13 protein-coding genes and 2 tRNA genes are annotated in these 14,195 nt (G+C 40.4%); all 15 read left to right on the top strand.

Going from position 1 to position 14,195, the window contains the following annotated elements; all coding sequences use genetic code 11:
- The first annotated feature begins 2 nt into the window (after window positions 1-2).
- Window positions 3-935 (top strand): YybS family protein, encoded by a 933-nt coding sequence (locus tag V7Z64_RS01805; RefSeq protein ID WP_297988456.1) that lies wholly within the window; start codon window positions 3-5, stop codon window positions 933-935.
- A gap of 21 nt (window positions 936-956) precedes the next feature.
- Window positions 957-2,930 (top strand): DHH family phosphoesterase, encoded by a 1,974-nt coding sequence (locus tag V7Z64_RS01800; RefSeq protein WP_297988459.1) that lies wholly within the window; start codon window positions 957-959, stop codon window positions 2,928-2,930.
- A complete protein-coding gene (rplI, locus tag V7Z64_RS01795) occupies window positions 2,927-3,376 on the top strand; it encodes a 50S ribosomal protein L9 (protein WP_003397565.1) in 450 nt (149 codons plus the stop codon). The genes V7Z64_RS01800 and rplI overlap by 4 nt, the downstream gene beginning before the upstream one ends.
- A 75-nt stretch (window positions 3,377-3,451) precedes the next feature.
- On the top strand, window positions 3,452-4,816 hold the full coding sequence (gene dnaB, locus V7Z64_RS01790) for a replicative DNA helicase (protein ID WP_003397564.1): 1,365 nt from the start codon (window positions 3,452-3,454) through the stop codon (window positions 4,814-4,816).
- A gap of 115 nt (window positions 4,817-4,931) precedes the next feature.
- On the top strand, window positions 4,932-6,218 hold the full coding sequence (locus V7Z64_RS01785) for an adenylosuccinate synthase (protein WP_297988464.1): 1,287 nt from the start codon (window positions 4,932-4,934) through the stop codon (window positions 6,216-6,218).
- A 100-nt stretch (window positions 6,219-6,318) separates the two neighbouring features.
- Window positions 6,319-6,394, top strand: a tRNA-Asp gene (locus V7Z64_RS01780).
- Between the two features lie 111 nt (window positions 6,395-6,505).
- Window positions 6,506-6,578 (top strand) — tRNA-Phe (locus tag V7Z64_RS01775).
- 99 nt (window positions 6,579-6,677) lie between these two features.
- The gene (yycF, locus tag V7Z64_RS01770) at window positions 6,678-7,382 is read left to right on the top strand and encodes a response regulator YycF (protein WP_003397562.1); all 705 of its coding nucleotides are present in this window, start codon (window positions 6,678-6,680) and stop codon (window positions 7,380-7,382) included.
- A gap of 4 nt (window positions 7,383-7,386) precedes the next feature.
- Complete coding sequence (gene walK / locus V7Z64_RS01765; protein ID WP_297988467.1) at window positions 7,387-9,201, top strand: cell wall metabolism sensor histidine kinase WalK; 1,815 nt, start codon at window positions 7,387-7,389, stop codon at window positions 9,199-9,201.
- A gap of 5 nt (window positions 9,202-9,206) precedes the next feature.
- Entirely contained in the window at window positions 9,207-10,535 is a 1,329-nt protein-coding gene (locus V7Z64_RS01760; RefSeq protein ID WP_297988469.1) for a YycH family regulatory protein, read from the top strand.
- Window positions 10,522-11,307, top strand: coding sequence for a two-component system regulatory protein YycI (locus V7Z64_RS01755; RefSeq protein WP_297988471.1), 786 nt, complete (start codon window positions 10,522-10,524; stop codon window positions 11,305-11,307). Before V7Z64_RS01760 ends, V7Z64_RS01755 begins: the two co-directional genes overlap by 14 nt.
- A 5-nt stretch (window positions 11,308-11,312) precedes the next feature.
- Window positions 11,313-12,101 (top strand): MBL fold metallo-hydrolase, encoded by a 789-nt coding sequence (locus V7Z64_RS01750; RefSeq protein WP_334109295.1) that lies wholly within the window; start codon window positions 11,313-11,315, stop codon window positions 12,099-12,101.
- Window positions 12,102-12,218: 117 nt separating this feature from the next.
- Window positions 12,219-13,427 (top strand): S1C family serine protease, encoded by a 1,209-nt coding sequence (locus tag V7Z64_RS01745; RefSeq protein WP_003397554.1) that lies wholly within the window; start codon window positions 12,219-12,221, stop codon window positions 13,425-13,427.
- Window positions 13,428-13,480: 53 nt separating this feature from the next.
- Window positions 13,481-13,636 (top strand): CxxH/CxxC protein, encoded by a 156-nt coding sequence (locus V7Z64_RS01740; RefSeq protein WP_003397553.1) that lies wholly within the window; start codon window positions 13,481-13,483, stop codon window positions 13,634-13,636.
- An 83-nt stretch (window positions 13,637-13,719) separates the two neighbouring features.
- On the top strand, window positions 13,720-14,195 hold a 476-nt coding region (gene rlmH, locus V7Z64_RS01735; RefSeq protein WP_297990008.1), incomplete at its 3' end, for a 23S rRNA (pseudouridine(1915)-N(3))-methyltransferase RlmH.

Raw genomic sequence — 14,195 nt, 5'->3', positions numbered from 1 at the left:
AAGTGAAGAACGCGCGCGTATTAACAGAGGGAGCGGTACAACTTGCTATTTTTACCGTGCTTCTTTTGCTTAGTTTATATATGCCAGTGTTTGGAATGGTCACTACGTTTTTTTTAGCTGTTCCATTTCTTTTGTTTACTATGCGTCACACATATAAAAATGGGTTGTTTTTACTTGCTGCATCATTTATTCCATCCGTTTGGTTCGGTTCACTATTTTCCGTCCCGATGACGCTAATGTTTGCAACGAGTGGAGTGGTGATGGGGCATGTTTGGCGAAAAAAGGGTGGAACATATGCGGTTTTGCTCGTTGGAACGCTTTCTTTTTTACTTAGTATGATCATCATTTATGCCGCATCTGTTTTGTTCTTCGACATTCATATTGGCAAGCAAATTGAAGAAATGATGCAACAATCGTTTCAAAGTGCACAGGCGGTGTTGGAACAGTTTGGTCAACCAGCGAATGAGCAGTTTGAAAAAACGATGAAACAAACGATGGACGTTGTCCTCGATTTATTGCCGACTGCGTTTATCTTTGCTGCCGCATTTTTCGCTTGGATGACTCAACGAGCTGCTTTGCCAATTTTAAAACGATTAAACGTACCTATTGGCGATTGGCAGCCGTTTCGTGAGCTCGTTTTACCAAAAAGCTTACTATGGTACTATTTAGCTGTGATGGTTTTGCTCTTTTTCCCAATTGAGCAAGGATCGTTTCTTTATGTTGCGCTTCTCAACTTATTTCAAATTTTACAGCTTCTTATGACGATTCAAGGATTTTCATTCATTTTTTATTGGATGCATCATAAAAAGATGGGGCGTAAAGGAGCTATTGTGATTTTCGTTTTATCTCTATTTTTCCCTTTTTTACTTCACCTCGTACGAATATTGGGTATAATTGATTTAGGATTTGATTTGCGAAAGAGGCTGAATGATTAATGAAACAAGGAGCTGACGTTCATGTCTAGTTTGTATGAAAAGCAGAGGCATCGCTATCCCTTGTACGTTTTAATTAGTATTACGCTCGTATTACTTATTATTGTCACATATTTTCAATGGATCATTGGGATAGTTGTTGCTGTGCTCCTTGGACCAACGTTATTTCATGTGTTCCGATCGTATAAAGTTGCCCAAGAAGAAATTGAAGATTACATTTCCACCCTTTCGTATCGTATTAAAAAGGTTGGAGAAGAAGCGTTAATGGGCATGCCGATTGGCATTATGCTCATTAACGAGGAGTTAGAAATTGAGTGGACAAACACGTTTCTATGCTCTTGTTTTGGAGTCGATACGTTAGTTGGGCAAGCGTTATATGATGTCGCTGAACAACTCGTTCCTCTTATGAAAAAAGAGGCAACGGAAGAAGCAATTACGTTACACGATCGAACGTTTAAAGTGATCATTCGCCCCGAAGAGCGCTTACTTTACTTTTTCGATATTACCGAGCAGGCTCAATTGGAGAGAAGATATGAACAAGAAAAGATTGTGCTAGGTGTCATCTTGCTTGATAATTATGACGATGTGACGCAAGGAATGGACGATCAAACGAAAAGTCAACTGAATAGTCAAGTGACGTCAATTTTAAATAGATGGGCAAGCGAATATGGGTTATTTTTAAAACGCACGTCATCTGATCGCTTTGTCGCCGTGTTAAATGAACATATTTTACAACAGCTTGAGAAAAACAAATTTTCTATTTTAGATGAAGTGCGTGAACAAACAGCTAAAAATCATGTCCCACTCACGTTAAGTATCGGGATTGGAACAAGTTCGCCGTCCTTGCCAGAGCTAGGCGCATTGGCACAATCTAGTTTAGATTTAGCGCTTGGGCGTGGCGGTGACCAAGTAGCCATTAAACAACCGAGCGGAAAAGTGAAATTTTATGGCGGGAAAACGAACCCAATGGAAAAACGTACAAGAGTTCGGGCGCGCGTCATTTCACATGCGTTAAAAGAGCTTATTTTAGAAAGCGAACAAGTATTTATTATGGGACATAAGTATCCTGACATGGATGCGATTGGAGCTGCGATCGGCATTTTAAAAGTGGCCCAAATGAACGAAAAAGAAGGGTTTATTATTATTGATACGAACCGGATAGATTCTGGTGTGCAACGACTGCTTGACGAAGTGAAAAAGCAAACGGAGCTTTGGTCGCGCTTTATTTCTCCTGAACAGGCATTAGAGTTGGCGACAGACGATACGTTACTCGTTGTCGTTGATACGCATAAACCTTCACTTGTCATTGAAGAGCGGCTATTGCTTCGTTTAGATCGGGTTGTCGTTATTGATCATCACCGTCGTGGTGAGGAGTTTATTAAAGATCCAATACTCGTTTACATGGAACCATACGCTTCATCAACGTCAGAGTTAGTGACGGAATTGTTAGAATATCAGCCGAAACGTTCGAAGTTGTCGATGCTTGAAGCGACCGCTTTATTAGCAGGCATTGTTGTCGATACGAAAAGTTTTACGTTGCGTACAGGATCGCGAACGTTCGATGCCGCTTCATATTTGCGAGCGCAAGGGGCTGATACGACGCTCGTTCAAAAGTTGTTAAAAGAAAATATCGAGCATTACATGAAGCGTGCTAAAATTATTGAGAACGCTATCATTGATGAACATGGTTTTGCTATTGCGAAAGGAAACGCCAATGAAGCATACGATCCTGTTTTAATTGCGCAAGCGGCAGACACGTTATTATCTTTACACGGCGTTGTCGCTTCGTTTGTCATTTCAAAACGAAACGATCAAACGATAGGGATTAGTGCCCGTTCATTGGGAGATGTGAATGTTCAAATCATTATGGAGAAGCTTGATGGCGGAGGCCATTTAACGAACGCTGCAACTCAGCTCACTAACGTAACGATTGATGAAGCTGAGAAGCGATTGAGAGCAGCGATTCAAGAATATATTGAAGGGGGTAAACAATCATGAAAGTGATTTTCTTAAAAGACGTTAAAGGGAAAGGAAAAAAAGGTGAAGTTAAAAATGTTGCTGACGGTTACGCACAAAACTTTTTATTTAAGCAAGGGCTTGCTATCGAAGCAACACCAGCTAATTTAAAAGCGTTAGAAGCTCAAAAAAATAAACAAAAGAAAGAAGCTGAAGAAGAACTAGCTCGCGCTAAACAACTAAAGGAAAAAATGGATACGTTAACAGTTGAATTGTTTGCGAAAGCTGGTGAGGGTGGACGATTATTCGGTTCAATTACAAGTAAACAAATTGCTGAGGCGCTTCAGCAACAACATCATATTAAAATCGATAAGCGCAAAATTGAACTTGACGATGCGATTCGGGCGCTTGGATATACAAATGTACCAGTGAAACTTCATCCGGAAGTAACTGCAACATTAAAAGTGCATGTGCAAGAACAAAAGTGATGAAATGTGATTTTATGCCGGATTTTTTCCGTGCATATAATCACATTTTTCTTATGAGAAAGGATGGTGAGTAACATGGACGACGTATTTGCTGATCGACTTCCCCCACAAAATATTGAAGCTGAACAAGCTGTACTCGGGGCGATTTTATTAGAGCCATCCGCGCTCACAACCGCTTCAGAAATATTAATCCCCGAAGATTTTTATCGGGCGGCTCATCAAAAAATTTTCCGGACGATGTTGCAATTATCCGATCGCGGTGAGCCGGTTGATTTAGTGACAGTCACATCAGAGCTAGCAGATGCAAATGCGCTTGAGGAAGTGGGCGGTGTTTCATATTTAACAGAGCTTGCGAATGCTGTTCCAACAGCAGCAAACGTGCAATATTATGCGAAAATTGTTGAAGAGAAATCCATTTTGCGCCGTTTAATTCGCACGGCTACATCGATTGCCCAAGACGGCTATACGCGCGAAGATGAAGTAGAGGATGTATTAAATGAAGCTGAAAGAAAAATTTTAGAGGTCTCCCAACGAAAAAATACGACGGGATTTCAAAATATAAAAGATGTACTTGTTCAAGCATATGATAACATTGAAATGCTCCACAACCGAAAAGGCGAAATTACCGGTATTCCAACCGGCTTTATTGAGCTTGATCGTATGACAGCAGGATTTCAACGGAGCGACTTTATTATTGTCGCTGCTCGCCCGTCTGTCGGAAAAACGGCATTTGCATTAAATATTGCCCAAAATGTAGCGACGCGTACAGGGGAAAACGTGGCCATTTTCAGCTTGGAAATGGGGGCTCAACAACTCGTTATGCGTATGCTTTGTGCGGAGGGCAACATTAACGCCCAAAATTTACGGACGGGGAAATTGACACCGGAAGATTGGGGAAAGTTGACGATGGCAATGGGAAGCCTTTCGAATGCGGGTATTTTTATTGATGACACCCCGAACATTCGCGTCAGTGAAATTCGCGCCAAATGCCGTCGTTTAAAGCAAGAGCAGGGGCTTGGTATGGTACTCATCGACTATTTGCAACTTATTCAAGGAAGTGGACGAAATCGTGAAAATCGCCAACAGGAAGTATCGGAAATTTCCCGCTCGCTAAAAGCGCTAGCACGTGAATTAGACGTTCCTGTCATTGCCTTATCTCAGCTTTCTCGTAGCGTAGAGCAGCGTCAAGATAAGCGGCCGATGATGTCGGATTTGCGTGAATCGGGAAGTATTGAACAGGATGCTGATATTGTCGCTTTTTTATACCGCGATGATTATTACGACAAAGAATCGGAGAATAAAAATATTATCGAAATTATTATCGCAAAACAACGGAACGGTCCTGTTGGCACGGTGCAGCTTGCTTTTGTGAAGGAATACAATAAGTTTGTCAACTTAGAGCGCCGCTTCGATGATGCAAATGTTCCACCTGTCGCTTAATTTATACGAATAAAAAATGTTGATATTGATATAAATGTTCGGTTTTTTATTGATTTTTGGCAGTTGATTTGGTACACTTACTTTGTTTGGAATTGATGAAGCGGAGGTGCTCACCATGTCTTCAGTTGTTGTTGTCGGAACACAATGGGGCGACGAGGGAAAAGGAAAAATTACGGATTTTTTGTCACAACATGCGGAAGTCATTGCACGATATCAAGGTGGAAATAACGCCGGACATACAATTGTATTTAACGGTGAAAAGTATAAATTACATTTAATTCCTTCAGGCATTTTTTATAAAGATAAAATTTGCGTCATTGGAAACGGAATGGTTGTTGACCCGAAAGCTCTCGTGCAAGAATTAGCTTATTTGCATGAGCGCCGAGTGAGTACGGAAAATTTACGCATTAGCAATCGTGCACACGTCATTTTGCCTTATCATTTGAAACTTGATGAAGTGGAAGAAGAACGAAAAGGGGCTAACAAAATTGGAACGACGAAAAAAGGAATTGGCCCGGCTTACATGGATAAGGCAGCCCGTGTTGGCATTCGCATTGCGGATTTACTCGATCGTGAAGTATTTGCGGAAAAATTAGCACGCAATTTAGCAGAGAAAAATATTCTTTTTGAAAAAGTATACGGTGTTGAAGGATTTAAATTAGAGCATATTCTCGATGAGTATTATGAGTATGGACAACAAATCGCAAAATATGTTTGCGATACATCTGTCGTATTAAACGATGCACTTGATGAAGGGCGTCGTGTTCTATTTGAAGGTGCACAAGGGGTTATGCTCGATATTGACCAAGGAACATATCCGTTTGTTACGTCATCAAACCCGGTTGCTGGTGGAGTGACAATTGGCGCTGGTGTTGGTCCGACAAAAATAAAACACGTTGTTGGTGTCGCGAAAGCATATACAACACGTGTAGGCGATGGTCCATTTCCAACCGAGTTGAACAATGAAATTGGTGATCGCATTCGTGAAGTAGGTCGTGAGTATGGGACAACGACAGGACGCCCACGCCGCGTTGGTTGGTTCGATAGCGTTGTTGTTCGGCATGCGCGTCGAGTAAGTGGCATTACAGATTTATCATTAAATTCGATCGACGTATTAACAGGTATTGAAACATTGAAAATTTGCGTTGCTTATCGCTACAAAGGGCAAATCATCGAAGAGTTTCCGGCTAGCTTAAAAGTATTAGCAGAATGTGAACCTGTGTACGAAGAACTGCCAGGATGGACAGAGGATATTACTGGCGTCAAAAGCTTAGATGAACTACCAGCTAATGCGCGCCATTATGTTGAGTGCATCTCGCAATTAACAGGCATTCCGCTTTCCATTTTCTCTGTCGGCCCGGATCGTTCTCAAACGAATGTTGTTCGCAATGTGTATGCATAACTAAAAAAACGTCGATGGACAATTCATCGACGTTTTTTTATTAAAAACTATTGCTTTATGACTATTTTTATAATAAAATAATTTATGTCTTTTGAGATGCGGTTCCGTGGTGTAGGGGTTAACATGCCTGCCTGTCACGCAGGAGATCGCGGGTTCGAATCCCGTCGGAACCGCCATTTTTTATTTGCATAGGTGTACCGCTCGACCAGCATCTTGAGTAAACAAACGGAGAGCGGGACGAAGGACGTTGTTTTAGGCGAATAGATGGTGGAGAAAATTGTTTATATGGCTCGGTAGCTCAGTCGGTAGAGCAAAGGACTGAAAATCCTTGTGTCGGCGGTTCGATTCCGTCCCGAGCCACTTGGAAGCATAGATACATATATGTGTCTATGCTTTTTTATTTTATAATGATGACATGATACACTATAAGTAAATATTCCTTTTGGGGAGTGAATACAGATGGAGAAAAAAATTTTAGTTGTAGACGATGAAAAACCAATTGCTGATATTTTGCAATTTAATTTAAAAAAAGAAGGATATGACGTATATTGTGCATATGATGGTGTTGAAGCGTTGCAAAAAGTAGAAGACGTACAACCAGACTTAATTTTATTGGATATTATGCTACCACAAAAAGATGGAATGGAAGTATGTAGAGAAATTCGAAAAAAATACGATATGCCCATTATTATGTTGACAGCAAAAGATTCTGAAATCGATAAAGTGCTCGGGTTAGAGCTTGGCGCTGACGATTATGTAACGAAGCCATTCAGCACACGTGAGCTATTGGCGCGCGTGAAGGCGAATTTACGACGTCATCAACAAAAACAAGAACAAGATCCAAAAGAAATGAGCGAAATCAAAATCGGTTCGCTTACCATTCATCCGGACGCCTATACTGTATCCAAACGAGGAGAACAAATTGAATTAACTCATCGCGAATTTGAACTGCTTCATTACTTGGCGAAACATATCGGTCAAGTCATGACGAGAGAACATTTATTGCAAACAGTATGGGGGTACGATTACTTTGGCGATGTGCGCACCGTTGATGTAACCGTCAGACGTTTGCGTGAAAAAATTGAAGACAATCCTTCACACCCAACATGGATTGTTACAAGACGCGGGGTAGGGTATTATTTACGAAATCCGGAACAGGAGTAACAGCATGAAAAAAGTAAGTATATTTCAATCGATTCACGTCAAATTTGCCCTCATTTACATTTTGCTTATTTTAATTGCTATGCAAATTATCGGAGCTTATTTCGTTCGCCAGCTGGAAGCTCAGCTTGTTGAAAACTTTAAAAACTCATTAAATGAACGGGTTATTTTACTTGCCTATAACATTGAACAAGAAATGAATAAAGAACGAGATAAAAAAAGTCCTACACTCGAAGAGGAAATTCGTTCGATTTTACAAGATTTCGTCTCACAAGATATTTCTGAAGTACGGGTCATTGATAATAAAAGTAAAGTATTAGGCACATCGAATCCATACAATCAAAATATCGTTGGGAAACGAACAACAGACTTGCTTATTAAACGAACGCTAGTGGCAGGGGAAATGGCAGAAAAAATGCTTGTCGATCCGAAAACGGGACATCGGATGTACATTTCCTCTACACCTATTAAAGTAAAAAATGAAATTAAGGGCGCGATTTATGTCATCGCGTCGATGGAAAATGTTTTCGCACAAATGAGGCAAATTAACAACATTTTAGCGACAGGAACAGGGATTGCTTTAGTCATTACGGCATTGTTAGGCATCTTGTTAGCGCAGACAATTACACGTCCTATTTCAGATATGCGTAAACAGGCGTTAGCGATGGCGAAAGGTAACTTTTCACGAAAAGTAAAAGTGTACGGATATGATGAAATTGGACAACTTGCTCTCAGCTTTAATAACTTAACGAAAAAGTTACAAGAAGCGCAAGCAACGACAGAAGGCGAACGACGTAAATTAGAGTCTGTTTTGACACATATGACAGACGGTGTCATTGCGACTGATCGGAAAGGGAGAATTATTTTAATTAACGATGCAGCGCTAAACATTTTGAATGTTTCACGTGAAACAGTCATTTCTGCTCCGATTGTGACGATATTAGGTTTGGATGAACAATATACGTTTGAAACGTTGATTGAAGAGCGGGAAACGTTAATTTTAGACTTTAGCACAGAAGAAGAAATGTATATTTTACGTGCTTCTTTATCTGTCATTCAAAAAGAAAAAGGGTTTGTAAATGGGCTCATCGTCGTGCTACATGATATTACGGAGCACGAAAAAATTGATCGCGACCGTAGGGAGTTTGTTGCAAATGTTTCGCATGAATTGCGCACGCCATTAACAACGATGCGCAGTTATTTAGAGGCGCTTGCTGATGGCGCGTGGCGCGATGAAGAAATTGCCCCACGATTTATTGAAGTGACCCAAAACGAGACGGAACGAATGATTCGCCTTGTGAATGATTTATTACAACTTTCTAAGCTCGACAGTAAAGACTATAAATTGAAAAAAACACGTGTGCATTTCATTCCTTACTTCCATAAGGTGATTGACCGATTTGAATTAACGAAAAAAGAGAACGTTTCATTTGTTCGTAACTTTCCAGATGAAAAAATTATTGTTTATATGGATGAAGATAAAATTACCCAAGTGCTTGATAATATTATTTCGAATGCCCTTAAATACTCGCCACAAGGTGGCACAATTACGTTTCGCGTTGAAAAACTAGAAAACGACATTCAAGTAAGTGTGAAAGATGAAGGAGTAGGTATTCCGAAAGCAGACTTATCAAAAATTTTCGAGCGCTTTTATCGTGTTGATAAGGCGCGTTCACGCAAACTCGGTGGCACAGGATTAGGTTTGGCTATCGCAAAGGAAGTTGTCGTGGCGCACGGTGGGCGTATTTGGGCAGAAAGTCAAGAGCGAAAAGGGACAACGATTTACTTTACTTTGCCGATTGAACAACAGAAAAAAGGATGAAAGCGATGAAATACGAAACGATCAAGTCGATTGTATTGACGATTCTTGTATGTACGAGCGTTTTTTTAACTTGGAGTTTGTGGACGTATCAGCCGAAATATGACTTCATTGAAAACGCAAAGTACATTCAAAATGTTCCTGTCAGCAACGTCGCTGTTGATTATGGCACAGTTATTCAGCCGCGTTATGTTTTTATTCATAAAGGTACACAACATTATGGAATGACGCAGCACTCGGATATTTATAAGTTGATGAAGGAAATGAAAAATTGGACATTTGATCACTTTGAAAATATATCAGGATCTATAGGAAGAGAACAGTTTCTCTCTTTTATACATGGGAAAGGGAAAATAGAGATCATTTATCCAGATGATATACCGATTGAAATATACCGAACGATTTTCCAAATTGAAGATCAAGACGTGGAAAAGGTTCGTTTTGACCGTGTCGTCATTCCAATGGATGAAAATGAAGAAGAGATAAACGTGTATTTCGTTTCTGAAAATGAAAAACGAATATATAAAGCGATCGTTCAAGATGCATCAATCGAACATGTAAAACAAACGTATTATGATCGTGCAGATCGCTATACGCCTTTTTTATCATATGACATTAGTGAAACAAAATCGTTATTTTTACCTGCTCGTCCGATCGTGTTGAACCGATTGCAGTACTATATGGATGAATTAAGTACAGATCGTTTTAAAGATGCCTTGTTTACAGATCCAAGCTTTGTCAAAAAAGATGTACTTGCTTTTGGAGAGGAATATACAGATGGATCGCGTTTAATGGATGTCGATTTATCTAAAAAGTTATTGCTATATGTCAATCCCGCGGCTCGCGGTGAGGTGAAAACGTCAGATCCAACCATTTTGCAAAAGAGCATTGATTTTGTGAACGATCACGGCGGATGGACAGATACGTATTATTTTGATCGATTCGATGAAGAAGATAGAAAAGTGACGTTTCGTTTGTTTGCCAATGGGCACCCTGTATTTAATCGTTACGGAATGGCGGAAATCATACAAATATGGGGAGAAAATGAGATTATGAATTATCAAAGGCCGCTATTTACATTGGCAATTCCTGACCGCGTTAGCTTGCCCATTACACTTTCGTCCGGGTATGAAGTCGTTGATCAGTTAAAAAAGCAAAAAAATGTTCAGCATGAGTTCATCGATGACATTACAATCGGTTACGAACTCGTTCGCGATACAGAACGGGAAAATATCGTTATGCTAGAACCGGCTTGGTACTGTTTATACAACGGCACGTGGCGAAAAATCGTGATGACGACAGATGAACGAAGAGGGGATATCATTGGATTGGAGTAAAACGAAAACGATTTTTATTATTACGTTTCTCATTCTTGATATATTTTTAGGTTATCAATTTATTCAGAAAAAAAATAGCAGCCAGCTCGATGTCATTTTAGAAGCGACGATTGAGGAGCAACTTGAAGCCGACGGCATTACATATGTCGATTTACCAAAAGAAATAACAAAGGCGACATATGTGAGTGGGAAAAGTAAAACATTTACGGAAGAAGAGATAAGGAGATTGCCTAATCAACAAGTTGAAACCGCAAATGAAACGGTGCTACAAGCCCATTTTATTAAACCGATTCCCCTGCAAGACCCGAAAGATGGCTATCGGTTAACGGAATTTTTAAAGCAAAATATAATTGCCGGCGATCAATATACGTTTTGGAAGTACGACGAAGATTTACAAGCAATGATCTACTTTCAACAATATGATGGGAAGACGATTTATAAAAATGTAAGTAGCATGCTAATGATTTACGTGAACGACCAAAATGAAATGGTCGGTTATGAACAAACATTGCTCATTGATCTAGAAAAGGATGAGAAAAAACAAGAGATTTTACCGGCCATTAAAGCGTTAGAGACGCTGTACAAACGAAATTACTTAAAGCCTGGGGATCGAGTGACGAAAATCGACCTTGGCTACTATGCGCTCGTTCAATTTACTACTTCACAAGTATTAACGCCGACGTGGCATGTTGTTGTGAATGGAAAAACGGACTATTATGTGAATGCATTTGAAGGACAAGTCATTAGTGACGAAAATAAAGTGTTGGAGTGAATGAGATGAGGTTTAGCGTCCTAGCAAGTGGCAGTACTGGAAACGCTTTTTACGTGGAAACGGAGCGCGAGCGATTGCTCGTTGATGCAGGGTTAAGCGGCAAACAGTTAGAACAATTGTTTGCTCATATCGATCGCAATATTCAAGATGTAACCGGTATTTTAGTGACACATGAACATAGCGATCATATTAAAGGACTAGGGGTCATTGCTCGCAAATATCGCCTCCCGATTTACGCGAATGAAAAAACGTGGAAAGCAATGGACGGATTGATTGGCGACATCCCTGTTGAACAAAAATTTATTTTTCCTACTGGTACAGTTCGTACGTTTGGCGATATGGATGTGGAGTCGTTTGGCGTGTCGCACGATGCGGCTGAGCCGATGTTTTACGTGTTTCATTATGGCGGAAAGAAACTAGTGTTGATTACAGATACAGGATATGTGAGCGATCGGATGAAAGGTGTCATTCGCCATGCCGATGTATTTGTGTTTGAAAGCAACCACGACGTGGATATGTTACGGATGGGAAAATATCCGTGGCATATTAAACGTCGCATTTTAAGCGATGTAGGACATGTGTCAAATGAAGATGCTGGCTTTGCCTTAGCGGATGTCATTGGCGATCAAACAAAGCGCATTTATTTGGCCCACTTAAGCCAAGATAACAATATGAAAGAATTAGCGCGCATGACAGTTGCTCAGACGCTTGAAAGAAAAGGGGTGATCGTAGGAGAATCATTTCAACTTTATGATACGGATCCGGCTCGCCCAACGGAGCTTATTTCTGTATAAATTTCACCGTTTTTTCACCAATATACTGTATGTATATCATTAGATTAGATAGTTAGGAAAAAAGAGTATTATAATGGAAAAGGGAGCAACATGTTATAAAGAAAGGACGGGTGAAAGATGGGGTATTATGATGATCATTATGAACATATTCGTCAAAAACAAAAAGGAAATCGTAGAGGAACGTTTTTAGCAGGATTAGTCGGCGCTGTTTTAGGGGGAATGCTTGTCATCGTGGCTATTCCTTCATTAGTGAAATGGGACGTGCTTCCTTATCATGTCGAACAAACGGAAGAAAAACAGAAAACGGTGACGGAGCAGCCAACAACCGAAAAAACTATAGCGGTAAATGTTGAGACGCAAGTGACGAAAGCAGTTAATAAAGTGTCTGATGCAGTGGTAGGGATCGTAAACATTCAAGAAGCAAGTTTTTGGTCGGAAGGCGGCGAAGCAGGAACAGGATCAGGTGTCGTTTACAAAAAAGAAGGGAATAAAGCATATATTGTGACGAATCACCACGTTGTTGAAGGTGCTAGTCGCATTGAAGTGAGTTTAAGCGATGGAACAAAAGTGCCAGCACGTTTGCTTGGCAGCGATATATGGACGGATTTAGCTGTATTGGAGATTGATGCGAAACACGTAACCAACATAGCTGAATTTGGTAACTCGGATGTCGTGAAGGTTGGTGAACCAGTTATTGCAGTTGGGAACCCGCTTGGTTTACAATTTGCAGGTTCAGTGACGCAAGGAATTATTTCTGGGGTAAACCGTACGATTCCGATCGATATTGATCGCGATGGCATTCCAGATTGGCATGCCGAAGTATTACAAACAGATGCTGCTATCAACCCGGGCAACAGCGGAGGGGCGCTTGTTAACATTGAAGGTCAAGTGATCGGAATTAACTCCATGAAAATTGCCCAAGAAGCGGTTGAAGGGATCGGATTATCGATTCCAATCAATTACGCCAAGCCTATTATTGCTGACTTAGAAAAATTCGGACAAGTTCGTCGTCCGTACATGGGAGTGGAACTTCGCTCATTAAGTGACATCCCGGCATACCATTGGCAACAGACGCTTCACTTGCCAGCTAACGTGAAAGAAGGCGTCGCTATTTTGCAAGTTGTACCAGGATCACCAGCAGCGCAAGCTGGATTGCGTGAATTCGATGTGATCGTAGAGTTAGATGACGAAAACATTCCAGATGTGATCGCTTTAAGAAAACATTTATACAATCGCAAGCAAATCGGTGATACGATGAAAGTCACATTTTATCGCGATGGTAAAAAACAAACGGTTACGCTAAAACTAGCAAAACAATCGTTATAAAGAAACGGCAGGGAGATCCCTGTCGTTTCACTCTTCAATAAGGAGGGGTGAATGTGTGGAAATGTTGTGCACAACATGTTGAGCTTGCGATTGATATGTATGTAGATGAAAAACAACGAGCACCAGAAATATTAACAATTTCTGTGGATAAAAAAGAGGAAATATGTGATTTTTGTGAACAAAAAGCAATATATGTAGTAGGGAACTAATGTTTTTACACAATATGTGGATTGTACTTGTGGATATGTGGATAAACCTTGTGGATATCATGTTTGTAAAGTGGGGATCACTTGTGAATATATACATCATTGCTGTGGGTAAGTTGAAAGAAAAATATTTAAAGCAAGGGATAGAAGAGTATGTGAAGCGACTATCGTCATACGCGAAAATAGACATCATCGAAGTAGCTGATGAGAAAGCGCCAGAACAGCTGAGTGAGCAACAAATGCAGCTCGTGAAAAGAAAGGAAGGTGAGCGCATTTTAACAAAAATAACAGAAGACATGTATGTGATCGCTTTAGCGATTGAAGGAAAAATGATGTCTTCGGAACAATTTGCCCAAACGCTCGATCGATTGGCGACATACGGAAACAGTAAAATTGCCTTTGTAATCGGCGGTTCGCTCGGCTTAAGCGATGACGTCATGAAACGAGCAAACGAATCGCTTTCATTTTCCAAAATGACGTTCCCACATCAGCTTATGCGCCTCATTTTAACGGAGCAAATTTATCGCGCCTTCCGCATTAATCGCGGGGAACCGTATCATAA

The sequence above is a fragment of the Anoxybacillus sp. genome (assembly GCF_036834105.1).
Classification (GTDB): domain Bacteria; phylum Bacillota; class Bacilli; order Bacillales; family Anoxybacillaceae; genus Anoxybacillus.
The sequence above is the reverse complement of the archived record's forward strand: the minus strand, read 5'-3'. Positions and strand labels throughout refer to the sequence as shown.